Origin of the sequence: Paracoccus tegillarcae (assembly GCF_002847305.1) — a bacterium.
Lineage (GTDB): Bacteria > Pseudomonadota > Alphaproteobacteria > Rhodobacterales > Rhodobacteraceae > Paracoccus > Paracoccus tegillarcae.
In genome coordinates, this window is the sequence record NZ_CP025408.1 from 39,316 (window position 1) to 61,781 (window position 22,466).

21 protein-coding genes and 1 tRNA gene are annotated in these 22,466 nt (G+C 61.8%); 12 read left to right on the forward strand and 10 right to left on the reverse strand.

What is annotated here, in order from left to right:
- Nucleotides 1-184: 184 nt before the first annotated feature.
- The 3 genes from CUV01_RS00220 to CUV01_RS00230 form a co-directional block, all read right to left on the reverse strand.
- Nucleotides 185-274: transfer RNA gene (locus CUV01_RS00220), tRNA-Ser, on the reverse strand.
- 44 nt (nucleotides 275-318) lie between these two features.
- Entirely contained in the window at nucleotides 319-951 is a 633-nt protein-coding gene (phaR, locus tag CUV01_RS00225) for a polyhydroxyalkanoate synthesis repressor PhaR (RefSeq protein ID WP_101461744.1), read from the reverse strand.
- 468 nt (nucleotides 952-1,419) lie between these two features.
- Nucleotides 1,420-1,851 carry a VOC family protein gene (locus CUV01_RS00230; RefSeq protein ID WP_101461745.1) on the reverse strand — a complete coding sequence of 144 codons (432 nt, stop codon included), beginning with the start codon at nucleotides 1,849-1,851 and terminating at the stop codon, nucleotides 1,420-1,422.
- A 229-nt stretch (nucleotides 1,852-2,080) separates the two neighbouring features.
- On the opposite strand from CUV01_RS00230, the gene CUV01_RS00235 reads away from it, so the two are divergent.
- Nucleotides 2,081-2,701, forward strand: a complete 621-nt coding sequence (locus CUV01_RS00235; RefSeq protein WP_101458715.1) for a TetR/AcrR family transcriptional regulator — start codon at nucleotides 2,081-2,083, stop codon at nucleotides 2,699-2,701.
- A 220-nt stretch (nucleotides 2,702-2,921) separates the two neighbouring features.
- On the opposite strand, the gene CUV01_RS00240 is transcribed toward CUV01_RS00235, so the two are convergent.
- Both CUV01_RS00240 and CUV01_RS00245 read right to left on the reverse strand, forming a co-directional pair.
- A complete protein-coding gene (locus tag CUV01_RS00240; protein WP_101458716.1) occupies nucleotides 2,922-3,374 on the reverse strand; it encodes a phasin family protein in 453 nt (150 codons plus the stop codon).
- Nucleotides 3,375-3,543: 169 nt separating this feature from the next.
- The gene (locus CUV01_RS00245; protein ID WP_232962358.1) at nucleotides 3,544-5,295 is read right to left on the reverse strand and encodes a PHA/PHB synthase family protein; all 1,752 of its coding nucleotides are present in this window, start codon (nucleotides 5,293-5,295) and stop codon (nucleotides 3,544-3,546) included.
- An 88-nt stretch (nucleotides 5,296-5,383) separates the two neighbouring features.
- On the opposite strand from CUV01_RS00245, the gene CUV01_RS19975 reads away from it, so the two are divergent.
- The 3 genes from CUV01_RS19975 to CUV01_RS00255 all read left to right on the forward strand — a co-directional run bounded on the left by CUV01_RS19975 (nucleotide 5,384) and on the right by CUV01_RS00255 (nucleotide 8,043).
- Nucleotides 5,384-5,989 carry a hypothetical protein gene (locus tag CUV01_RS19975; protein ID WP_232962360.1) on the forward strand — a complete coding sequence of 202 codons (606 nt, stop codon included), beginning with the start codon at nucleotides 5,384-5,386 and terminating at the stop codon, nucleotides 5,987-5,989.
- 154 nt (nucleotides 5,990-6,143) lie between these two features.
- The gene (gene phaZ / locus CUV01_RS00250; RefSeq protein WP_422385856.1) at nucleotides 6,144-7,448 is read left to right on the forward strand and encodes a polyhydroxyalkanoate depolymerase; all 1,305 of its coding nucleotides are present in this window, start codon (nucleotides 6,144-6,146) and stop codon (nucleotides 7,446-7,448) included.
- A gap of 121 nt (nucleotides 7,449-7,569) precedes the next feature.
- Complete coding sequence (locus CUV01_RS00255) at nucleotides 7,570-8,043, forward strand: pyridoxamine 5'-phosphate oxidase family protein (RefSeq protein WP_101458718.1); 474 nt, start codon at nucleotides 7,570-7,572, stop codon at nucleotides 8,041-8,043.
- 11 nt (nucleotides 8,044-8,054) lie between these two features.
- Here CUV01_RS00255 and CUV01_RS00260 read toward each other — a convergent pair whose 3' ends face one another.
- Together CUV01_RS00260 and CUV01_RS00265 are read right to left on the reverse strand one after the other, a co-directional pair.
- On the reverse strand, nucleotides 8,055-9,017 hold the full coding sequence (locus tag CUV01_RS00260; protein WP_101458719.1) for an alpha/beta hydrolase: 963 nt from the start codon (nucleotides 9,015-9,017) through the stop codon (nucleotides 8,055-8,057).
- Nucleotides 9,018-9,029: 12 nt separating this feature from the next.
- Nucleotides 9,030-9,773 carry an alpha/beta hydrolase gene (locus tag CUV01_RS00265; protein ID WP_101458720.1) on the reverse strand — a complete coding sequence of 248 codons (744 nt, stop codon included), beginning with the start codon at nucleotides 9,771-9,773 and terminating at the stop codon, nucleotides 9,030-9,032.
- A 201-nt stretch (nucleotides 9,774-9,974) separates the two neighbouring features.
- Here CUV01_RS00265 and thrS point away from each other — a divergent pair, with 201 nt between their 5' ends.
- The 5 genes from thrS to CUV01_RS00290 all read left to right on the forward strand — a co-directional run bounded on the left by thrS (nucleotide 9,975) and on the right by CUV01_RS00290 (nucleotide 15,853).
- Nucleotides 9,975-11,921, forward strand: coding sequence for a threonine--tRNA ligase (gene thrS / locus CUV01_RS00270; protein ID WP_101458721.1), 1,947 nt, complete (start codon nucleotides 9,975-9,977; stop codon nucleotides 11,919-11,921).
- 210 nt (nucleotides 11,922-12,131) lie between these two features.
- Complete coding sequence (locus CUV01_RS00275; protein WP_101458722.1) at nucleotides 12,132-12,338, forward strand: cold-shock protein; 207 nt, start codon at nucleotides 12,132-12,134, stop codon at nucleotides 12,336-12,338.
- 114 nt (nucleotides 12,339-12,452) lie between these two features.
- On the forward strand, nucleotides 12,453-13,940 hold the full coding sequence (locus CUV01_RS00280) for a class I adenylate-forming enzyme family protein (protein ID WP_101461747.1): 1,488 nt from the start codon (nucleotides 12,453-12,455) through the stop codon (nucleotides 13,938-13,940).
- Nucleotides 13,918-14,559 carry a DsbA family oxidoreductase gene (locus CUV01_RS00285; RefSeq protein ID WP_101458723.1) on the forward strand — a complete coding sequence of 214 codons (642 nt, stop codon included), beginning with the start codon at nucleotides 13,918-13,920 and terminating at the stop codon, nucleotides 14,557-14,559. The genes CUV01_RS00280 and CUV01_RS00285 overlap by 23 nt, the downstream gene beginning before the upstream one ends.
- A gap of 67 nt (nucleotides 14,560-14,626) precedes the next feature.
- Nucleotides 14,627-15,853, forward strand: a complete 1,227-nt coding sequence (locus tag CUV01_RS00290) for a multidrug effflux MFS transporter (RefSeq protein ID WP_232962362.1) — start codon at nucleotides 14,627-14,629, stop codon at nucleotides 15,851-15,853.
- 77 nt (nucleotides 15,854-15,930) lie between these two features.
- Here CUV01_RS00290 and CUV01_RS00295 read toward each other — a convergent pair whose 3' ends face one another.
- The 3 genes from CUV01_RS00295 to CUV01_RS00305 form a co-directional block, all read right to left on the reverse strand.
- On the reverse strand, nucleotides 15,931-16,704 hold the full coding sequence (locus CUV01_RS00295; protein ID WP_101458724.1) for an ATP-binding cassette domain-containing protein: 774 nt from the start codon (nucleotides 16,702-16,704) through the stop codon (nucleotides 15,931-15,933).
- A complete protein-coding gene (locus CUV01_RS00300; protein ID WP_101458725.1) occupies nucleotides 16,701-17,774 on the reverse strand; it encodes an ABC transporter permease in 1,074 nt (357 codons plus the stop codon). Before CUV01_RS00300 ends, CUV01_RS00295 begins: the two co-directional genes overlap by 4 nt.
- 81 nt (nucleotides 17,775-17,855) lie before the next feature.
- Nucleotides 17,856-18,884 (reverse strand): sugar ABC transporter substrate-binding protein, encoded by a 1,029-nt coding sequence (locus CUV01_RS00305; RefSeq protein WP_101458726.1) that lies wholly within the window; start codon nucleotides 18,882-18,884, stop codon nucleotides 17,856-17,858.
- A 118-nt stretch (nucleotides 18,885-19,002) separates the two neighbouring features.
- On the opposite strand from CUV01_RS00305, the gene CUV01_RS00310 reads away from it, so the two are divergent.
- The 3 genes from CUV01_RS00310 (at nucleotide 19,003) to rpsD (ending at nucleotide 22,345) form a co-directional block, all read left to right on the forward strand.
- Entirely contained in the window at nucleotides 19,003-20,130 is a 1,128-nt protein-coding gene (locus tag CUV01_RS00310; RefSeq protein WP_101458727.1) for an ROK family transcriptional regulator, read from the forward strand.
- Between the two features lie 22 nt (nucleotides 20,131-20,152).
- Nucleotides 20,153-21,580, forward strand: coding sequence for a xylulokinase (gene xylB, locus CUV01_RS00315; RefSeq protein WP_101458728.1), 1,428 nt, complete (start codon nucleotides 20,153-20,155; stop codon nucleotides 21,578-21,580).
- Nucleotides 21,581-21,724: 144 nt separating this feature from the next.
- Complete coding sequence (rpsD, locus tag CUV01_RS00320; protein WP_101458729.1) at nucleotides 21,725-22,345, forward strand: 30S ribosomal protein S4; 621 nt, start codon at nucleotides 21,725-21,727, stop codon at nucleotides 22,343-22,345.
- Nucleotides 22,346-22,466: the final 121 nt, after the last annotated feature.

Consider the following 22,466-nt stretch of genomic DNA (forward strand, 5'->3'; position numbering starts at 1 on the left):
TAAGAAAAACGGGACCGAACCGGAACGGACGAGGTTCGCCCAAACTGAGACTGAGGGGCATTCTGAGCCCAGCTTTGGCCAGACGGCGCGTCTATGAGGTTCGGACGGTTCCCGCAAACCCCTTTGATAACACGGAAAATTCCGTGCCCATCGGGTCGGTGTCACTGGTTCGCAGTGGGGATAATGGCGGAGAGGAAGGGATTCGAACCCTCGAGACGGTTCCCCGCCTACACACTTTCCAGGCGTGCGCCTTCGACCACTCGGCCACCTCTCCGTCGGGCGGTGTAGCGCGAGGCGTTCATGCGCGCAAGGGTCGGATCAAAGCTTGGAAATGCGTTGCTGCAATTCGCTCAGCTGACGACGTATTTCGGTCATGTCTTCCGCATCGCCCGTCGGCGGTGCCTCGGGCGCGGGCTTGGCCTCGCCCTTTGTTGCCACAGGGTCTGGTGGCGTCGTCTGATCTTGTTTCTGGCGATCGCTATCGTCCGGCTCTGGCCCGGAATTGGCGCCGCGCCAGCCGCCCATCATCGCCTTCAGGAACAACTGCTGCTGGCGTTGCAGCGCATCGAAGCCCGGCATCGAGGTCATGGGCGTCGGTATCGTTGTCATATTTTCCATCAGCTTCGACTGACCATCGCGCAGCATCTCGAAGCTGGCGGCCAGGAACTGCGGGACAACCGATTGTGCCTGCGTCGTGTAGCTGCGGACAAGATCCGTCAGTACGTCGATGGGCAGGACATTTTCGCCCCTGCTTTCGTGCTCGGCGATGATCTGCAGCAAATATTGGCGGGTCAGGTCATCGCCTGATTTCAGATCGATGATCTTGACCTCGCGCCCCTCACGGATGAACAGGGCAATATCTTCCAGCGTCACGTAATCGCTGGTCTCGGTGTTATAGAGCCGCCGACTTGCATAACGCTTTATCAGCAGCGGCGTTTCGGTAGCGGCCATATTCTCGCGCACCCCGCGTTGTTGCATTTGCAGCATGATGGGCGCAGCAGCGCCAAAAGGCAAAAGAAAAAGCCATGCTGCACGCTGCGTTGTCCCGCAGTCACAGCACGGAGACCGTGCACTAGCAGGTCGATTTTGCGCTGCGGCGCGGCAATAGTACGAAAGTCAAACGGATAAGTCCCGACGCGCACATCCTGCAGATTAACCGACTGAATGGCATTTGGGGCGACGCAATTGCCTATGCGCTTCCTGGAGCCCATCCTCATGACCAGCAGAGGCATGAGTGGGAAAGCGCTTCGCTTCTTGCTGCGTTCGATCACAACAAGCGCAGTGAACAATCAACCCCCTCAAGTAGTGGATTGTAACATTCGCGGAAAAGCGGCGAAGCGCGCCTCAATTGGCCGATCCCCGATCGCGCGCGGACGATGGCCTCAGCGTGTCGCGCTGCGACGGGAATGAAACCGCATTTTACTGTTGAGGTACGGGAAAGCGGTCCCAGTAACCGGCCTCCGGTTCGGTCTGCTGAACCACGTCGATGAGGACACCGGCCGGATCGCGCATCATGAAACGGCGCTGGCCCCATGGCTCGTCAGTCAGCGGGTGAACGATTAGGGCACCATCCCCTGCGAGGCGATCGAACATAGCCGCCGAGTCAGGCACCTGAACTGTCAAGATCATCCCCCGCCCGTCGAAGGACTCGGGGCCTGGCGGATTCGAGGGGTGGTCGGGATGCATGAACGCAAGCGTTGCGCCGCGTGTGCCATCCTCTCCGGGCGCCGCTAGATAGACGAACCAGCCCGCCTCGAATTGCACGTCAAAGTCAAAGTGGCGAACGTAGAAATCCCGCGCTTCGAAAAGCCGGGCTGTGGTGATCAGAGGGTAAAGGTCATAAATCGGCATCGAGTGCTCCTTTACGGTGTGCGTCGCTAACGGCTCAGACGCAGATTGCGACAATGCTGGTGTGATTGTGAAAACGCCGCCGTCGCATCGACGAGGCGGCCCCACGACGTAAGCGCTGAATGTGTATGCGGTCGTTTCATGCTGGCGCCCTTCCCTTTCCAGGGCTTGCTCTCGGATCAGTTTACATACACAGTGTATGTATATGTCAATATACATACAGGCTGCATGTATGCAAGAAAAGTTTTCAAACGCAGATCGTCGCGAAGGCACGCGTCGTGCCTTGCTTGGTGCCGCCCGCGAACTTTTTGGCGCGGCCGGCTATGCCGCGACCGCGACGCCCGATCTGGTCAAGCGCGCCGCCGTCACCCGCGGCGCGCTCTACCATCACTTCGCAAACAAAGAGGCGATCTTCGAAGCCGTTATCGAGGCCGAAGCTGCGCAGATCGCGGCAGAGGTGGCTGTGGAATCCAGCGACGGCGGCACCCCCCTTGCAAACCTTCAGGCAGGTGCGAAGGTCTATTTTGAGGTCATGCGCCGACCGGGGCGTGTGCGCCTCATGCTGCTCGACGGGCCAGCCGTCCTTGGTCCTGAAACCATGCGACAGATCGATCTTAGGACAGGCGGGTTGGAATTGCGGCGAGGGATCGCTGAGGCTCTAGGGCCGCGTGCGAAAGACAATGACGCCGTGGCAATGGCTGACCTGCTATCCGCGATGTTCGAACGCGCCGTCCTCGCAGCCGACGGGGGCGCTGACAGCAAGAGCTACGAGCAGGCGATCACCCGGTTGCTGGAGCTTTTGATCAAGTATCATCCGGATGAACAAACAGCCGGCGACAGGCAGGATAGCTGAGCCCGTGTGATCCGCTCGGTGCAGTAAATTCTTTTCTACGATAAAATATGTAAGCTGCCTTTTGCGGAATGCCTGACGATCTTCCGCCTCGTCCGCATCGCGGTTGATTGGCCGACGGGGGCAGATGAGGCTCGTCGATGAGCTCCGCTGTTCGGGCGGCGCAAAGAAAAAGGGGCGCGTGATGCACCCCTTTTCCCGAAACTTCCGCTTCTGTCAGCGATTACTTGCTGGCAGCCGTGGTTGCTTTCTTGACGGCAGCCTGCGCGTCTTTGGTCGCTTTTTCAGCGGCTTTCTGAGCGTCTGCAGCAACGTCTTTGCCAGCCGACAGCATCAGGTCGACGGTGTCCATTTGGACTTTCTTGGCAACTTCAGCGAAAGCAGCGATGTGCTCTGCGGCCAGCTCGGCCGATGCCGATGCGAAGTCGGACATTGCTTTGGCGTAGTCGGTGGGCTCTTGCTTGGAAGCAGCCAGTTCACCAACGCGAGCAATGCTGTCTTTGGTCCAGCGAGCCGAGATGTCGGTCGAACGCTCGGCAGCTTCCAGAGCCACTTTCGACAGTTTCTCGTTCAGAGCGGTTTGCGATTTGAACGCATCCTGGATGGACGAAGTGTCAACCGGGAAGTTCGCAAACATGTCCTGGAAAGCTTTGGTGTAGTCGGGGGTCTTAGCCATGTCATATCTCCTTTACGGTGCTACGGTAAAAAAGGGTCATCCCACGCAACCGCAGCGTTAATTCGTTCGTGCAGCCAATATGCATGCTGCACTGCGGCATTTCAAGGAATTTTTGCTGCAATGCAGAAAAATTTCAGACTAATCGCGGGATTTCAGGCTAAGCCATTGATCAATCTTCGGTATTTTTTCCGCCGCGCTCATGAACATAGATCCCAGGTGCGGGCCCATACCCCTGCCCGGGATCACGCGCCGCGGTCTTTTCACCCGATCTTTCGGACAGCCAACCATCCCAAAGCGGCCACCAGCTGCCCTGCGTAAAGCCGGCGCTGTCCTTCCACGCCTGAAATCCGTTCTCGAAATCGCTGCCACCGCTGTAGTGGCCGTATTTCTTCTTGGAGGGCGGATTGACGATGCCGGCGATATGACCCGATTCGGACAGGATGAACCTTTTGTCCTCGCTGCCCATCAGCGACACGCCGCGCCAGCAATCCTTCCAGGGTGCGATATGGTCGGTCTCGCAGGCAATCGAGCAGAGCGGCAGCGAGATATCGGACAGCTGCACCTTTTGCCCCAGCACTTCGAACCCGTCGGTGGCAAAGGCGTTCTTCTGGCAAAGGCCCCGCAGATATTCGATCGTCATCCTTGCCGGCAGGTTGGTGCTGTCGCCATTCCAGTAAAGCAGATCAAACGCGGGCGGCGTCTCGCCCATCATATAGCTGCGGATGGCCGGACCCCAGACGAGGTCATTGGCACGCAGAAAGCTCATGGTGCGCGACATGACCTGCGATTTCAGAATACCGTCGCGCTGGACTTCGGCCTCGATCCCGTCGACGAAATCATCCTGCAGAAATGTCGTGAACTCTCCCTGATCCGAGAAATCTGTCAGCGTGGTAAAGAACGTCGCGCTGTTGATGCGGGTGTCGCCCTTTTGCGCCATCAGGGCCAGCGTCAGTGACAGCGTTGTCCCGGCGATGCAGTACCCAACCGCGTTCACCTTTTCCTGTTCGGTCAGCGTCAGGACGGTCTCGATCGCGTCAAGATAGGCGGCGACATAGTGGTCCATGCCGACATCGGCGTAATTGATGTCGGGGTTCTTCCAGGACACGACGAACAGCGTGTAGCCCTGCTCGACCAGCCAGCTGATCATGCTGTTTTGCGGCTTCAGATCGAGGATATAGAACTTGTTGATCCAGGGCGGAAAGATGATCAGCGGCATCTCGTGGACCTGATCCGTCGTTGGCTTGTACTGGATCATCTCGTACAACGGCGTGCGGTGAACGACTGTCCCTTCCGACGTGCCGATATTCTCGCCCACGGTAAAGGCGTCGCGGTCGGCCAGTGTCACCAGCATCTCACCGCCGTTCAATTCGACGTCGCGCACGAGGTTCTCGAGCCCCTTGACCAGGCTCTCGCCCTCGGTCTGCAGCGCCTTTTCCAGCGCATCCGGATTGGTCGCCAGGAAATTCGTCGGTGCCATCATGTCGATGATCTGCGACGTCAGCCAGTTCAGCCGGTGACGCGCAGTCTCGTCCGTCAGGTCCAAATCGGCGGTTGCCGCAGACATGGCCTGGGAATTTATCTCGTATTGCCGGCGCACGTAGCTGAAAAAGGGATGACTGCGCCATAGCGGGTTGCTGAAGCGCTTGTCCTTGGGGCCGTCCTCTTCGTCCTCAGGCGCCGAGCCACGCACCAGGGCGGTCTGCGCACGGGCATATTGCTTGAGCGTCTCGCCCCAGAAATTCACCTGCTGTTCGATGATCCGGGTGGGTCGCTCGGCAAGTGTTTTCATCCAGGCGCCGGCCGTGGTCATGTAAAGGTCCGGTCCGGGCATCTCGACGGCGGGATTGGGCGCATCGCGGCCCGCCAACGCCCTGACAAGGCGTTGTTGCAGCAGTTCGATCCGCTCAAGATTCTCGGTCATGGCCTGCGCGGTCACCATACCCGATCCGCTCGGCAGCAGTCCTGCGAAAGCGGCCTCGATTGCGTCAGCACCCTGATTCTGCTGGGTCTTGCTGCCGCTGTCGGGCTTCGGGGCTTTGGCCTGCGGCGAGGATGCGGGCGTCGCCGCGCTGTCGCTGGCGCGGGTCGAGGCGACATCTGCGATCGGTGCTTCGGGCTTGGTCGGCGCCGCGGGCTTGGCGGCAGGTTTGCGTGCGGATGTGCCGGAGGATTTTTTCGCCGCAGGTTGTTTTGCGGCCGTTTTGGAAGGGGCCCTGGTCTTGGCCGCAGCCTTGGTTGAAGCCTTGGCAGTAGATTTCGCAGCCGGTTTTTGCGTTGTGGGCTTGGCCGCAGCCGCTTTGGCCGGTGATTTTGCCGCAGGCTTTCTGGCTGATGTTCGCGAAGATGTCGGTTTTGCTGTGCTTCGGCTTTTGGGCCTGGTCGCTTTCGCATCCGCGCTGCCCTTTGCGGCGGTCGCGGTCTTTGCTTCCGTGGCTTTCGCCTCGGTGCCAGCAGCCTTTGCCGCACTGCGGCGTTTTGTGGGTTTTTCGGCCGTTTCAGACTGTTTTGCCTTACCCTCCAAAGGCTTTTCGGATGTCGCATTCGTGCCGCGCCGCCGCGACGCATTACCTTTGGAACCGTCAGCCTTGCTTGCCATAAGCGAAACTCCCCCCTAACTATAACCACGATCATATGCGCAGAGCGCAGGGGCCGTAAAGGCGGGTTTCATTCGCAGGCTCGCCGCGAAACCCCAGCAAATTCCGCTCTGCGGCGAAGAAAGGGACCGCTGTGGCAGCAAGGGGTATAAAGGGAATCGTCTCCTACGACGCGATGGAAACGATTCGGAATACCAATGAATGGATCGGCGCGACAACCCGTGCCTTTTCCTCTTACCCGGCCTTTGCGATGGTGCCGAACCCGATGTTCCGGGTGCTCAGTGCCTGGGGCAGCGTCGTCGAACGAAGTTTTTCACGCATGGTGGTCAAGCCGGATTGGGAAATCCCGCCGATCGCCGGCGAGGACGGGCAGGACCACATCGTCTATGTCGAACCTGAGCTGGAAAAGGATTTCGGCGATCTGGTTCGCTTTCGCGTCGCCCGCCGCAATCCAATGTCGCGCAAGGTCATGCTGGTCGCACCCATGTCGGGGCATTACGCAACCCTGCTGCGCTCAACAGTGACATCGCTTTTGCCCGATTGCGACGTCTATGTCACCGATTGGCACAATGCCCGCGACATTCCGGTCAGCAAGGGCAAGTTCGATATCGAGGATTACACCCGCTATCTGGTCGATTTCATGCGCCATCTGGGCCCGGACACCAATGTGATCGCGATTTGCCAACCAGCGCCGCTGGCATTGGCCGCGACCGCGATTCTGGCCGCCGAAGATCCCAAGTCGCAGCCCCGCACGCTGACCCTGATCGGCGGTCCCGTCGATCCTGACGCGGCAGCGACCGAGGTGACGGATTTCGGCAACCGCATGACAATGGGACAGCTGGAACATCTGGCGATCCAGTCGGTCGGCTTCAAATATGCTGGTGCCGGGCGGATGGTCTATCCGGGCCTTGCGCAGCTCAGCTCGTTCATCGCCATGAACGCCGAAACTCACGCCAAGGCGTTCGCCGACAAGGTTCTGGCGGATGCGCAGGGTACGGGCAGCGAAAGCGACCGGCACAACCGCTTTTATGACGAATATCTCGCCGTCATGGACATGACCGCCGAATTCTACCTGTCCACGGTAGAGCGTATCTTCAAGAAGCTCGAGATCGCCCAGAACGCCTTTACCGTCGACGGCAAGGCAGTCGATATTGGCAATATCTCGGATGTGGCAATCATGACGGTCGAGGGCGGGGATGACGATATCTCGGCACCTGGCCAATGCGTTGCGGCGCTGGATTTGTGCACCGGTGTGCCCGATGCGAAAAAGACCCAGCATCTGGAACCCGATGCCGGACACTACGGCATCTTTGCCGGCAAAAGCTGGCGCCTGAATATTCGGCCTCTGGTTCTTGATTTCATTGATGAAAACATGGGCAGCACCCAACGACGCCGTCGGTCTGGCCCCGCGCCAGTCGATAGCGGAGAGCCCAACGGTGCCAAAACTGGCCCGAAAGATACCGGGAAAATGGCCGTCTGATACCGGTACAGACGCGCCTCTTAGCCAAAGTCCTGATCGGGGCGGGAACCTTTCCCGCCCCGATTTGCGTTTGTGCCCAATACCGCACGATCACGATGCGGCTTGCCGAAAGGACCAACAGATGGCTGACGAACGCGAGACATTCTGGAACAAGCTGGGCGACATCAACGCGGGCATGCTGGGCCTGAGCGATGATCAGCGCTTTATGCCGATGTCGCATTACCCGGACCCCGATGCATCTGCGCTGTGGTTTATATCCGCGCGCGGCACTGATCTGGTTCAATCGCTTGGCAATGGACCACAGGCTGGTCTGCATATGGTCAGCGACGGTGGCGAGGGGCTATATGCCTGCATTCGCGGCCGGCTGTCTCTGTCCGACGACGACGCCAAGCTGGAAGAGCTGTGGAACGCCATTGCTTCCAGCTGGTTCGAAGACGGCCTGAAGGATCCTGATATCCAACTGGTGCGCTTTGACATGGAAAGCGCCGAATATTGGGTGACCGGCGGGTCAATGTCCTTCCTGTACCAGATCGCCAAATCAAAGGTTTCCGGCGAAAAGCCCGATCTTGGCGACCATGGCAGCCTGACATTCTGACGCTTTGGGTTTTACCGGACGGTCTGGCCGATCCAGTCACCGATGATCCTGATCACATCGGGCGTCAGGCCCGGCGACAGGATTTCGCCCGCAATGACGTGATGTGACGGGTCATCATCGGGTCCGGGCTGGACCGTCTCCACCGATACCGGGCCGCCCCAGCCGCCGGATACGGTGCGGGCGGCGGCGGGGTCGATGACGGTATCGGTCTCGGCCCAGATGAACAGCGCGGGTTGCCGGGCCTGCGCATAATGCCCCTTGACCGAATGGCCGACCAAAGCCGCCATTGGCAGGGTCGCCACCGTGGGATAGCAGGTGGTCCAGGCTGCCTGATGCTCTGCGTTCAAGGGCTCAAAGCAGCGGGTCCGACCCGCGATCAACGGCACCCACCAGCGCGCCAAAGGCCAGCGCAACATCCCCGCCGCAGGATTCTGCAGCCCGAAATTGGGCGAGATCATCGCAACAGCGTCGATCCCCCGCCCCAGCACCGGATCACGCGCCGCCTCTGCCGCAAGCGTTGCACCGGTCGAGGTTCCGATAACGATCAGCCGCTTGCCCAGCCTTTGACCAATGGCGACCGCCTCGGACGTGTCGCGCCACCAGTCCGCGACGCTGGCCTGCGCCATCGCTTGCCCGCCCAGACCATGCCCCGTCAGCCGCGCCACATACAGATTGGCGCCAAAGGCCGTGGCCAGCTGCTCTGGCACGGGCCGCAACTCGGCCGGCGAGGCAGAGAAACCGTGCAGATAAACGATCGCCAGATCGGTCTGTTGCCCCGCCTGCCCCGCCCAGTCGATCCGGGCCGCCAGATCGGGCGCAATCCCGGCCTCGCGGGTGGTCAGCCAGGCGTCAAGATCCTCTGGCAAATCATCGATCCGCACCGGCAACAGACGCGCCTCTTCACGCGGCGCAAACAGCCAGACAACCAGCGCCGCTATCACCGAAAGCAGCAGGATCGCCGGCAGAACCCGCATCAGCGCAGGCCCTCAGGCATCACCCAGCACCTCGGTCACCGCCCTGACCGTCAGCGCCAGACATTCGGGCGAGGAAAAGCGGTGATCTGCCCCCTTGACCAAGGTCAGCCTCAGGTCATTGCCCGTCGCGTGCTCCAGCAGCCGCAACGCCCAGTTCATCGGCACGTCTTCATCAGCGGTGCCTTGCAGGAAGCGCGTCGGAAAGGGCAGCGGCAAGCTGTCGCGCAAGACAAGATTGCCCCGCCCATCCTCGATCAGACGGCGGGTTATGACATAGGGTTCGTCGCTGTATTCACTGGGCAGTTCTATCCGGCCATCGCCCATCACCGTGTCGCGCTGCGCCTGCGTGAAACCGGCCCAATAACCGTCCTCTGTGAAATCTGGGGCGGCGGCGATGGTGACCAAACCCGCCAGCCGCTCAGGCATGTCGCGCGCCACCAACAGGCTGATCCAGCCGCCCATGGACGAGCCAACCAGCACCTGTGGACCATCGGTTAGTGCGCTGATGGCCTGCGTCGCGTCGTTGAACCAGTCACCGATACTGCCCGCTTCGAAATCACCGCTGCTTTGGCCGTGCCCGGAATAGTCAAAGCGCAAAAAGGCCCTGCCCTGTTCCTTGGCCCAATCGCGCAGGAACAATGCCTTGGTGCCCGCCATGTCCGATTTGAATCCGCCCAGAAAGACAATCCCGGGCCCCTTGCCCGGCACCCGTTCATAGGCGATGCGGCGCCCCTGCTTTGTCTCCAGAAAGTCCATCACCGCCAATCCTCCCTAACAGTCCTACGTCGATAACTGCATTGGGACGGCGCGTCAAAGCCAGCACCTGTGCCAGCCAACGCGCCCGCCGCTTTAGTCGATTGCATCGGTTGACTTCACCCAAGCACAGGCGCAAAAGCACCGCTGACATAACCCGCAATCGGGCGTTCCGTGGGCGCCAAACTGACGAGGAGGACAGCCATGTCCCAGATTTCCTTGACCTTTCCCGATGGCAATGCGCGCGATTATCCCGCCGGCGTGACGGCAGCCGAGGTCGCAGAAAGCATCGCCCCCAGCCTTGCCAAGCGCGCGATTTCCGCCGCGCTGGACGGTCAGCATATCGACCTTGGCTGGCCGATCAACAACAGCGGCAGCATCGCCATCAACACGATGAAGGATGACGGCCCCGCGCTGGAACTGATCCGCCACGATTTTGCCCATGTCATGGCACGTGCCGTGCAGAAACTCTGGCCCGACACAAAGGTCACCATCGGCCCGGTGCGAGACTATGGCTGGTTTTACGATTTCGACCGCGCCGAGCCATTCACGCCCGAGGATCTTGGCGCCATCGAGGCCGAGATGAAACAGATCATCGCCGCCCGTGATCCGGTCCGCACCGAGGTCTGGGACCGCGACCGCGCCATCGCCTATTACAAAGAGCGCGGCGAGCCGTTCAAGGTCGAGTTGATCGACCGCATCCCGGGCGACGAGGATCTGCGGATGTACTGGCATGGCGACTGGCAGGATCTGTGCCGCGGCCCGCATTTGCAGCACACGGGGCAGTTGCCCGCCGATGCGTTCAAGCTGACGCATCTGGCCGGCGCCTATTGGCTGGGCGACAGCACGCGCCCGATGCTGCAGCGGATCTACGGCGTCGCCTTCAGGAACCGCGACGACCTCAAGGCGCATATGCACATGCTGGAAGAGGCCGCCAAACGCGACCACCGCAAGCTGGGCCGCGAAATGGACCTGTTCCACATGCAGGAAGAGGCGCCGGGGCAGATCTTCTGGCACGCGAATGGCTGGAACATCTATGTCGCGTTGCAGGATTACATGCGCCGCCGCCAGCGCGCAGGCGGCTATATCGAAGTGAACACACCGCAGGTCGTCAGCCGCAAGCTGTGGGAAGACAGCGGTCACTGGGAGAACTATCAGGACCACATGTTCATCGTCGAAGTGGACGAGGAGCATGCCAAGACCAAGACGATCAACGCGCTGAAGCCGATGAACTGCCCCTGTCATGTGCAGATCTTCAATGTCGGTCTGAAATCCTATCGCGACCTGCCGCTGCGCATGGCCGAGTTCGGATCATGCAACCGCTATGAACCATCCGGCGCGCTACACGGCATCATGCGGGTTCGCGGCTTTACGCAGGATGACGCGCATATCTTTTGCACCGAAGATCAGATCGAGTCCGAGACGATCCGCTATATCGACTTCCTCTCCAGCGTCTATCGCGACCTGGGCTTCGAAGAATTCCGGGTCAAGTTCGCAACGCGCCCCGAGACGCGCGCCGGTTCCGATGAGATCTGGGACAAGGCCGAGGCTGCCCTGTTGTCAGCGACACGCGCCTCGGGCATCGAGCCCGAAATCAACCCCGGCGAGGGCGCGTTCTACGGCCCGAAACTGGAATTCGTGCTGACCGACGCCATCGGCCGCGATTGGCAGTGCGGCACGCATCAGGTTGATTTCGTTCTGCCCGAGCGGCTGGACGCCTCTTATATTGGCGAAGACGGCGCCAAGCACCGCCCGGTGATGCTGCACCGCGCGACACTGGGATCGTTCGAACGCTTCATCGGCATCCTGATCGAAAGTTTCGCCGGCAAACTGCCCTTGTGGCTGGCCCCGCGACAGGTGGTCGTCGCCGCGATCGTGTCAGATGCAGACGACTATGTGCACGAGGTCGTTCGCGGCCTGCAAGCAGCAGGGATCCGGGCCGAGGCTGATACGCGGAACGAGAAAATCAACTACAAGGTGCGCGAGCATTCCGTAGCCAAGGTCCCGGTAATTCTTGCAATCGGAATGAAAGAGGTCGACAATCGCACTGTCTCGATGCGCCGGCTTGATAGTCAGGGCAGCCAGACGCTCGCATTAGATGAAGCTACGGCACAGCTTGCCCAAGAGGCAACTCCGCCCGATCTGCGCTGAAAAGTGCCGATGTCATGAAATCTTCACGCCGCAGGGCATACTGCGGCGGGTTTCCTGCTTGCGTTTTATCACGATTCGTTCATCTTTTGATTGCGTGAGCAACTTTCTACCCTACCGCCTCCCGTCTCAGTGGGCAGCCGGACGACTGAAAGACTGGCTGCACGACCCGCGGCAATCTCGCAGCGGGAATATTGGAAGGAGGGCACGGTAATGGCTACCGGCACTGTTAAATGGTTCAACACGACCAAGGGATTTGGCTTCATTGCCCCCGATGATGGCGGCAACGACATTTTCGTCCATATCTCAGCGGTCGAGCGCGCCGGCCTCAAAGGCCTGCAGGACAACCAGAAGGTCAGCTATGAGCTGCAAGCAGGACGCGACGGCCGCAGCTCGGCCAGCGATCTGCAACTTCTCTGACGCCCGCTCATTTGCGAGGTGCCAGATGTGCGGCCCGTTTGCGCGGGCCGTTTTTCTTTGCCAATGTCGCGGCTGTCCTGATTATCGCGCCTTGGATCGTTCAACATGGATGAAATGAACCTTGCCCAACATGTCCTCAGCGCCGGCGCGTCCTCGCCCGACAAGTTGGCCCTGTCGGTGGTCGGGCCCTCGCGTGCCGAACGCTGGTCCTATGCCCGGCTGATTGCGGCGGTCCGGGGCACAGCGACCGGGTTATTGCGGGCGGGCTTGCGCCCTAGTGATCGGGTGCTGCTGCGGCTTGGCAATCGACCGGCCTTTCCGGTGGCCTATCTGGGCGCAATCGCGGCGGGGATCGTTCCCGTTCCGACCTCTGCCATGCTGACGGCCCGCGAAGTGACCAAGCTTGCCGCAGAGCTGTCCCCCGCCATGGTGATCGCAGGCGACGGCATTGCCCTGCCCGATCATCACGCCCCGGTCCTGACCGAGGCGCAACTGACCAGTTTCGCCGATCTGCCGCCCGCCGATTACGCGCTCGGCGCGCCCGACCGGCTGGCCTATATCATCTACACATCGGGATCTTCGGGCAGTCCGCGCGCGGTCATGCACGCGCATCGTGCGATCCTGGCGCGTCGACTGATGTTCGAGGGGTGGTACGGGCTGCGCGCAAGTGACCGCTTGATGCATGCGGGCGCTTTCAACTGGACGTTTACACTGGGCACCGGGCTGATGGACCCGTGGACACTAGGGGCAACCGCGCTGATCCCCGCCGACGGCGTCGCAATCGAACAACTGCCGCTGCTGGCCGCCCGACACGGCGCGACGATTATGGCCGGCGCGCCGGGTATCTTTCGCCGGATGCTGCGCGCGGATTGGGCGACACCAGCTGGCCTGCGCCACGGGCTGAGCGCGGGCGAACGGCTGGACCCGGCCCTGCGCACTGCCTGGCGCCAACGCACCGGCACCGATCTGCACGAGGCGATGGGCGCGTCCGAACTGTCGACCTTTATCTCGGGCAGTCCAGCGCGGCCGGCACCCGATGGCAGCGCCGGCTATCCCCAGCCCGGCCGCCATGTCGCGGTGCTGGCAGATGACGGCACGCCGCAGCCTGTGGGGCAGCCGGGATTGCTGGCCGTGCGCGGCGACGATCCCGGCCTGTTCCTTGGCTATCTGGACCAGCCCGGGGAAACACGCGCACGCTTTCTGAGGGACTGGTTCATCACCGGCGATCAGGCGCAGATGACCCCAAACGGCGCCATCACCATGCTGGGCCGCGCCGATGACATCATGAATGCCGGCGGATTTCGCGTGGCACCGCCCGAGATCGAAGAACATCTGGCCAGCCATCCGCAGGCCGGCGATCTGGCGGTGGCTGAAGTCGCAACCGGCACCGGCAGCAGCTTCATCGCGGCCTTTTGGACCGGCACCGTGACAGAGGCTGACCTGCGCGCACTGGCCGAGCTCGGGCTGGCCCGCTATAAACAACCGCGCGCCTATATACATATGGACGCGCTGCCCCGCACCCCGACGGGCAAGATCAACCGCCGCGCCCTGCGCGACGCCCACAGCAAGGCCCGATATGATGAGCGACCCCGTAAACCTTGATATCTTTGCAGATCCCGTCTGCCCCTGGTGCCTGATCGGCAAGGCTGAACTGGACCGCGCATTGGAATCGCGGCCTGATCATGATTTCCGGCTGGCGTGGCACCCGTTTCGGCTGAACCCGCAATTCCCGCGCGAGGGCATGGATCGCGGAGATTACCTGCGCGCCAAATTCGGTGACCGCGCCGAAGAGGTGATGACGCCTGTGGCCGAACGCGCCGCACAGCTGGGCTTGCAGCTGGCGCCTGTCGCGCGCCAGCCCGACACGACGGATGCGCATCGGCTGATGCATTGGGCGGGGATCGAGGCCGCGCAGACCCGCGTCATGTCCGGCCTACTGCGCGCCCACTGGCAGGAAAGCCGCGATATCGGCGATGCGGCAACGCTGACCCAGATCGCAGACAAGGCCGGTATGGATGCAGACATGGTCGCGCGCCTGCTGGCCAGCGATGCCGATCTTGACACCGTTGCCTCGCGCGAAATGCACGCACGCGAGCGCGGCGTCAGCGCGGTTCCGACCTTCATCATCGCCGACAGCCACGCCGTCAGCGGCGCACAACCGGCCAAGCTGTGGCAGCAGGTGATCGACGAACTGTCCCAGCCCGCCGGGATCGAGAACTGACGATCCCGCACTTGCACGCTGTGCAAATAGGCGCTAATTGCCGGGGGTAATCCGAAGGGCAATTGCCATGGACGCACCCCAAGACAGCATGTCAGACCTGCAGCCCGTCAAACGGCTGCCGCTGCCAGAATTCATCACGATGCTGGCTTTTCTGTTCGCCACCATCGCCTTTTCCATTGATGCGATGCTGCCTGCACTGCCCGACATCGCGCAGGCGCTGACCCCTGATAATGTAAACCGGGCGCAGTTGATCCTGACCTCCTTTATCGCAGGCATGGGGGTGGGAACGCTGTTTGCCGGGCCGATTTCGGACGCGATCGGGCGCAAACCGGCGATCACGATCGGCTTCGCCATCTACGCGGTCGCGGCAATCGCCGCCATGTTCGCCAATTCGCTGGAATTCCTGCTGCTCGCCCGCTTTGTTCAAGGTCTTGGTGCATCCGGCCCGCGCATCGTCGCATTGGCTTTGGTGCGCGATCTCTACGATGGGCGCGAGATGGCGCGGATCACCAGTTTCGTGATGATGATCTTTATCATCGTGCCGGCACTGGCGCCCTCGCTTGGGCAGGTGATCATCTGGGTTGCTGGCTGGCACGGTGTTTTCGGCGCCTTTCTGGTCTTTGCGCTGATTGGCACGCTTTGGCTGAACCTGCGCCAGGCCGAGACGCTGCCGCCGCAGCGCCGCCGTCCGCTGCAAACACATACGCTGATCAACGCGGCACGCGAAGTGCTGTCCAACCGCCAGGTCATGCTTGCAACGATCATCCTGACACTTGGCTTCGGGCAGATGTTCGCGCTGCTCAGCAGCGCCCAGCAACTGTTCGGAGAGGCCTATGGCCTTGGCGACAGCTTTCCGATCTGGTTTGCGGGGATGGCCCTCTTATCTGGCAGCGGAACCGTGCTGAACGCGATCTTCGTGGTCAAGCTGGGCATGCGCCGCATCGCCAAATGGGCCTATATCATGCAGACCTGCGTCTCAGCGGTGATGCTGGCCCTGTTCCTCACCAACGCGCTGCCCTCGGCGCTGGAATTCCCGGCCTTCTTCTTCTGGGCGGTCAGCGTCTTCTTCATGGCAGGCGTCACCTTTGGCAACCTCAACGCCCTCGCCTTGCAGCATATGGGCCATATCGCCGGCATGGCCGCCTCGATAATTGCCGCCGTCTCGACGATCCTTGCCACGCTCATCGCGGGCCCGGTTGCGTCGCTCTATAACGGTACGGCATTGCCGATGATCGTCGCCACACTGATCTGCTCGGGCCTTGCCTGGTTTTTGATGGGCAAGCTTGAAGACTGAGGCCCGCCCTTCTTCTTCATCAAAATATCCTGGGGGAGTCCGAAGGACGGGGGCAACGCCCCCGCCAGTGGTTCGGGCTAGGCCGCGGCCTCTTCGGGCAGCTTGGCGCCGGTCATGAAGGCCACGGCATCCGACATCGAGTACTCATCCGGCCGGATCACCGCGAGGCGACGGCCAAGCCGGTGAATATGGATACGGTCGGCGACCTCGAACACATGCGGCATATTGTGGCTGATCAGGATGATCGGCACACCGCGTTCGCGAACGTCGCGGATCAGTTCCAGCACCTTGCGGCTTTCCTTGACGCCAAGTGCTGCCGTGGGCTCGTCCAGGATCACCACTTTCGATCCAAAGGCCGCAGCCCGCGCCACCGCGACACCCTGACGCTGACCGCCCGACAGGGTCTCGACCGCCTGATTGATGTTCTGGATGGTCATCAGGCCCAGCTCGTTCAGCTTTTCACGCGCGAAAGCCTCCATCCTCGGGCGGTCAAGCTGACGAAAGACACTGCCCATGATGCCGGGTTTGCGCAATTCCCGGCCCATGAACATGTTATCGGCAATCGACAAAGCCGGTGACATGGCCAGTGTCTGATAGACACATTCGATGCCATGCGCCCGCGCCTCCAGCGGGTTGTCAAAGCGCACGCGCTGCCCCTCAAGGGTGATCTCGCCCTCTTCGGGCTGCACCGCGCCGGACAGCGCCTTGATCAGCGACGATTTGCCCGCACCGTTATCGCCGATGACGGCCAGGATCTCGCCCGGCATCAGGTCGAAGTCGCAGTGATCCAGCGCCGTCACCTTGCCGTAGCGCTTGACGAGATTGCGCGCGAATAGAATGGGTTCGGTCATGACGACACCTTTCTGATCCACTGGTCCACGGCGACGGCAAAGATGATCAGCACGCCGATCAGGAAGAACGTCCATTGCGGATCGGTCCCGACCAGCCGCAGACCCATTTCAAAGACCCCGACGATCATTGCGCCGAAGAACATGCCAACAATACTGCCGCGGCCGCCGAACAATGAGATCCCCCCGATCACCACAGCGGTGATCGACTGGATATTGCCCAGTTGGCCCGTCGAGGCGGTGGGCGAGACCGAGCCAAAGCGCCCGATCATGACCCAACCCGCGATGGCGCAGAACAGCCCCGCCAGGGTATAGACCTGGATCAACATGCGCGTGGTTCGTACACCCGACAGCTGCGCGGCCTCGGCATCATCGCCCAGGGCATAGATATGGCGGCCCCATGCGGTCTGTCGCAGCACATAGGCCATCAGCGCGACCAGCGCGATCATCAGAAAGACCGCATACAGCACCTTGACCCCGCCGGGTTCGATCGAGTTTCCCCAGAACTGCAGCGCCGGTGCCTGTTCGCCGATCTCGCGCGAGCGGATGGTTTCATTGGCCGAAAAGATGAAATTCGCCGCAAGAAAGATCTGCCAGGTTCCCAATGTGACGATAAAGGGCGGCAGCTTCAGGCGCGCGATCAGAAAGCCGTTGATCGCACCCATCGCGGCACCGCAAGCAAGGCCAAGCGCGATCGCCGCCGGCGCGGGAATGCCATAGCGAAAGGTAAACTGCCCCATCAGCACCGAGGAAAACACCGCGATGGCCCCCACCGACAGGTCAATCCCTGCCGTCAGGATAACAAGGGACTGGGCACAGCCGATGATGCCGACGATGGCGATTTGCTGCATGATGGTCGAAATGGTCGTGGCGCGGAAGAAATTGTCCGAAAGCAGCGCAAAGATGATGACGGCCACGATCAGCACGATCATCGGCACAGCCGATGGCGTCTGGTGCAGCCAGTGATGGATTTTCTTCAGCATCCGGCCGCTTTCGTCAAAGCTGGCCACGGTTTCCGAAGCGCCTTTCAGGCCCTCTTCATAACCCGATGCCGATTTCGGCTCGTTCGCCATGTCTCGCCTCCTTCGACCATGACATTGGGGAAAAGGGCGACCGATCCAGCCGCCCTTTAGCAATTCAGGTGAGACCGGGGGTCAGCCCCAGCATTTGTCCATACCCTCGGCGGTATCGATGGATTCGACACCGTCGACGGGTTTGTCGGTGACCAGCGCCACGCCGGTATCGGTGAAATCCTTGCCCTCGGTCGCGGCGGGCATCGTGCCATCAGCAGCGAAGGCCGCGATTGCCTTTACCCCGAGCGAGGCCATCAACAGCGGATATTGCTGGCTGGTCGCACCGATGATCCCGTCCTGCACGTTCTGCACGCCGGGGCAGCCGCCATCGACCGAAACGATCAGCGTGTCCGCCTCGCGACCGACCGCTTTCAGCGCCTCATAGGCGCCTGCAGCGGCGGGCTCGTTGATGGTGTAGACGACGTTGATGTCCGGATCCTTGGCCAGCAACGCCTCCATCGCGGTCAAGCCGCCCTCTTCGTTGCCCGCGGTGACCTCATGGCCCACTATACGCGGATCTTCCTCGTCGCCCCACCGGGCGGGATCACCCAACTCGACGCCAAATCCCTGTAGAAAACCCTGATCGCGCAGCACGCCGACCGAAGGCTGGCTGATGGCCAGGTCCAGCATTGCGATCCTGGCATCGGCGGCAGCGTCACCCATGGTCGCGGCTGCCCATTTGCCGATCAGTTCACCAGCGGCAAAGTTATCGGTGGCAAAGGTCGCGTCCGCCGCATCGATCGGGTCAAGCGGCGTATCCAGCGCTATCACCAGGATGCCGGCATCCCGCGCGGGCTGCAGCGCATCGACAATCGCCTTGGTGTCCGAGGCGGTGATCAAGATGCCCTTGGCCCCGTCTGCGATGCAGGCCTCGACAGCCGCGACCTGTCCTTCGTGATCCCCGTCGATCCGCCCGGCATAGGATTTCAGCTCGATCCCCAGTTCCTCTGCCTTGGCAGTGGCACCCTCTTTCATCTTCACGAAGAAGGGGTTGGTATCGGTTTTGGTGATCAGGCAGGCACTGGTCATGTCCTGCGCCAGTGCGCCACCTGCGCCAAGCGCAAGCGACGAAACCGCCAGAACGGCGCTGAATATCGTTTTCGGGGTCATGTTTTCTCCTCCACCCAAGCGCGGGAATCGTCCTCCGCGTTGACCAAACTCAACCACATCAGAAATCCTCTTGTCAATAAATCAATTTTGTTGATTTATATGGGCAGGAGGATTTGTGATGCGAACAACAGCGGGCGAAGCAGCGGAAATCAGCAATAACGAGAGGCTCTTTATGGCAATCCTGCGCCGTGACGGCCCGAAATCGCGCGCAGAAATCGCTGCTGCAACGGGCCTGTCCGCGCAAAGTGCGACGAATATATCCAGACAATTGATTGATGCCGGATTGATCGCGCAGGGAGAGGTTGTCCGGGGCAAGGTCGGTCAGCCTTCGACCCCGCTTTCGCTGGCCCCGGACGGCGCGCTTTTCCTTGGCCTCAAGGTGGGCAGGCGCATGGCCGAACTGGCCCTGGTCGATTTCACCGGCACGATCCGGATGCACCGACAAGAGGTGTATGACCACCCGGAGCCCGACCGGCTGCTGCGTTTCGCCCGCAGTGCCATCGCAGCGATCATCGACAACCTGCCGCCCGAACAGGCAGGGCGCATTGCCGGGCTGGGCATCGCGACGCCCTTTCAGTTGTGGGATTGGGGCTGCGAAATGGCCGGCTGGCGGAACCGCGATCTGCGCGCCGAGATGGCAGATGGCCTGCTCTTTCCGGTCTGGCTGGAAAACGACGGCAACTGCGCGTGTGCGGCGGAACTGGTCTTTGGCCGCAGCGAGTTGCCGGCTGATTTTCTCTATATCTACGTCGCGCATTTCGCCGGTGGCGGGATGGTACTGGATGGGCGGCTGCGCCTTGGGCCGCGCCGCAATGCCGGCGCCATTGGCTCGATGCCGGCGCGGCAGGGCGGGCAGGTGCTGGATCATGCCTCGGTGTCCCGGCTAGAGACCATGATCGGCCATACCTTGCCGCCCGACAACGCCGGCTGGACCGTGCCGCCCGAGATCGAGGCGGACTGGGCACGCCAATCAGGCGAGGCGCTGGCATGGGCGGCAACCAGCGCGTTGGCGCTGGCCGATCTGAGGGCGGTGCTGATCGACGGCGCTGTGCCCAGAGCCACGCGAGACCTGTTGATCGCCGCCACGCAAGAGGCGATGACACACCTGCCCCTGGCCGGGCTGGAGGCGCCGCCGATCCTGCCCGGCACGCTCGGCCGCGCGGCACGAACGCTCGGGGCGGCAGCCCTGCCCCTGTCGCATGTCTTCTTGCCCGACGGCGCGCCCGGGGCTCTGGCATCTGGCTGACGAATCGCGGATAGTCGGCCGCATGTTTCTAGGTCTTGATCTTGGCACTTCGGGCGTAAAGGCGGTTCTGATCGACGACGATCAGACCGTGATCGCGACCGGTCACGCCCCGCTTTCCGTCAGCAATCCAAATCCCGGCTGGTCCGAACAGGCCCCGGCAGACTGGATTGCGGCCTGCCGCACGGCCATCGCGGCGCTGAACCAGCCGCTAAGCCGTGTTGCCGGCATTGGTCTGTCCGGTCAGATGCATGGCGCGGTTTGCATCGACAGTGCCGAGCAGGTGCTGCGCCCCGCGATCCTGTGGAATGACGGTCGCGCCCATGCCGAGGCCGCCGCGCTGGACGCCGATCCGCAGTTCCGCAGGGTGACCGGGAATATCGTCTTTGCGGGCTTCACCGCACCAAAACTGGTCTGGATGGCCAAGCACGAACCTGACCTCTTCGACCGCACCGCCCGCGTGCTGTTGCCAAAGGATTACCTGCGGCTGTGGCTGACGGGCGAGGCTGTGGGCGAAATGTCGGATGCCTCGGGGACGGCATGGTTCGATCCCGCGCACCGTGATTGGTCCGACGAACTGCTGGCCGCCACAGGCATGAGCCGGGCTCAAATGCCCACTCTGGTCGAGGGCAGTCAGGTTTCGGGCCAACTACGTGCTGATCTGGCCGCGGAACTGGGCCTGCCTGCAGGCATTCCGGTTGCAGGCGGCGCCGGCGACAACGCAGCGACCGCCATTGCCGCCGGGATCGCCGGGCCGGGCATGGGCTTTGTGTCGCTTGGCACCTCTGGCGTGATCTTTGCGGCAACCGACCGGTTCTTACCCGCGCCCGAAACCGCCGTTCATGCCTTTTGCCACGCCCTGCCCGATCGCTGGCACCAGATGGGCGTGATGCTGTCTGCGGCAGCCTGTCTGGACTGGTGGGCGCAGATTCTGGGGCAGTCGGCAGGCGACCTTCTGGGCGGTCTTGGGCCTGTGGCGACCCCCGGCAAGGTGCGCTTTCTGCCTTATCTGTCGGGCGAGCGGACGCCGCTGAACGACACCGCGATCCGCGCGCAGTTCGCAGGCATGTCCGTATCCCATGGCCGCGACGACCTGACCCGCGCAGTGCTGGAGGGCGTTTCGCTGGCGCTGGCCGAAAACATGGCCGCGCTGAAGAATGCCGGCGGCGGGTCCGATGCGCTGATCGCCATGGGCGGTGGCGCGCGGTCAGATCTGTGGCTGTCAATGCTGGCGCAGGCAACCGGTGTGCCTGTATTGCGGCCTGCAGGCGCGGAATCGGGCGGGGCCTTCGGGGCGGCACGCCTGGGGCTGATGGCCGCCACAGGCGCGGGCGATGAGGTGCTGTCGCAGCCCGATATCGCCGCCGAATTCGCGCCAGATCCGGCGCTGACCGGTGCCTGGGCCGATGCGCTGGCGGAACTGCCGGCATTGCGCGGCGAAAACAAAGGCTAGTGCTGCACCGCAGCGCCTTGACACCACCTGAATCACCTCTATAAGCGCAGCCTTCATTGGTGTTGGTGGCCCTCGCAAGGGGATGCCTGTCGGGCTTCGGCCAAAGGACAACGCCCTTCGACAATCTAGAGAAGGAGAACAGCCGTGACCAAACGCACGTCTGCCAAGTACAAAATCGACCGCCGCATGGGCGAAAACATCTGGGGCCGCGCCAAATCCCCGGTGAACCGCCGCGAATATGGCCCCGGCCAGCACGGCCAGCGTCGCAAGCAGAAGCTGTCGGATTTCGGCACCCAGCTGCGCGCCAAGCAAAAGCTCAAGGGCTATTACGGCGACCTGACCGAGAAACAGTTCCGCCGGATCTATGCAGAGGCAGAACGCGTCAAGGGCGACACCGGTGAAAATCTGGTTGGTCTGCTGGAGCGTCGTCTGGACGCCGTCGTCTACCGCGCCAAGTTCGTGCCGACCATCTTTGCTGCACGCCAGTTCGTGAACCACGGCCATGTCGAAGTGAACGGCAAGAAAGTGAACATCGCGTCCTACCGCGTCAAGGAAGGCGATGTCGTTTCGGTTCGCGAGCGTTCGCGCCAGTTGGCCATCGTGCTGGAAGCCGTCGGCCTGCCCGAGCGTGACGTGCCCGACTATGTCGAAGCCGACCACAACAAGATGACCGCAACCTTCGTGCGCACTCCGGCCCTGGGCGATGTGCCTTACGCCGTGCAGATGGAACCGAACCTGGTCGTCGAATTCTACGCAAAGAACTGATCCGGTTCTTTGCCGCTATTTGGAAAGGCCGTCCCTCGGGGCGGCCTTTTTCTTTGCTTGCCAAGCTGCGTGTCTGTCCGAGGCGCCCGGCTGACCGTCAGGCTACCGGGCGATCATTACT

Coding starts and splice junctions, on each gene's coding strand:
- CUV01_RS00295 (WP_101458724.1), bottom strand. CDS start 16,704: ATGACCGAACCCATTCTATTCGCGCGCAATCTCGTCAAGCGCTACGGC.
- CUV01_RS00275 (WP_101458722.1), top strand. CDS start 12,132: ATGGCTACCGGCACTGTTAAATGGTTCAACACGACCAAGGGATTTGGC.
- CUV01_RS00280 (WP_101461747.1), top strand. CDS start 12,453: ATGAACCTTGCCCAACATGTCCTCAGCGCCGGCGCGTCCTCGCCCGAC.
- CUV01_RS00305 (WP_101458726.1), bottom strand. CDS start 18,884: ATGACCCCGAAAACGATATTCAGCGCCGTTCTGGCGGTTTCGTCGCTT.
- CUV01_RS00230 (WP_101461745.1), bottom strand. CDS start 1,851: ATGCCGATTTATGACCTTTACCCTCTGATCACCACAGCCCGGCTTTTC.
- thrS (WP_101458721.1), top strand. CDS start 9,975: ATGTCCCAGATTTCCTTGACCTTTCCCGATGGCAATGCGCGCGATTAT.
- CUV01_RS00290 (WP_232962362.1), top strand. CDS start 14,627: ATGGACGCACCCCAAGACAGCATGTCAGACCTGCAGCCCGTCAAACGG.
- CUV01_RS00245 (WP_232962358.1), bottom strand. CDS start 5,295: ATGACCGAGAATCTTGAGCGGATCGAACTGCTGCAACAACGCCTTGTC.
- phaZ (WP_422385856.1), top strand. CDS start 6,144: ATGGAAACGATTCGGAATACCAATGAATGGATCGGCGCGACAACCCGT.
- CUV01_RS00300 (WP_101458725.1), bottom strand. CDS start 17,774: ATGGCGAACGAGCCGAAATCGGCATCGGGTTATGAAGAGGGCCTGAAA.
- xylB (WP_101458728.1), top strand. CDS start 20,153: ATGTTTCTAGGTCTTGATCTTGGCACTTCGGGCGTAAAGGCGGTTCTG.
- CUV01_RS00285 (WP_101458723.1), top strand. CDS start 13,918: ATGAGCGACCCCGTAAACCTTGATATCTTTGCAGATCCCGTCTGCCCC.
- phaR (WP_101461744.1), bottom strand. CDS start 951: ATGGCCGCTACCGAAACGCCGCTGCTGATAAAGCGTTATGCAAGTCGG.
- CUV01_RS00235 (WP_101458715.1), top strand. CDS start 2,081: ATGCAAGAAAAGTTTTCAAACGCAGATCGTCGCGAAGGCACGCGTCGT.
- CUV01_RS00310 (WP_101458727.1), top strand. CDS start 19,003: ATGCGAACAACAGCGGGCGAAGCAGCGGAAATCAGCAATAACGAGAGG.
- CUV01_RS00255 (WP_101458718.1), top strand. CDS start 7,570: ATGGCTGACGAACGCGAGACATTCTGGAACAAGCTGGGCGACATCAAC.
- CUV01_RS00240 (WP_101458716.1), bottom strand. CDS start 3,374: ATGGCTAAGACCCCCGACTACACCAAAGCTTTCCAGGACATGTTTGCG.
- CUV01_RS00265 (WP_101458720.1), bottom strand. CDS start 9,773: ATGGACTTTCTGGAGACAAAGCAGGGGCGCCGCATCGCCTATGAACGG.
- CUV01_RS00260 (WP_101458719.1), bottom strand. CDS start 9,017: ATGCGGGTTCTGCCGGCGATCCTGCTGCTTTCGGTGATAGCGGCGCTG.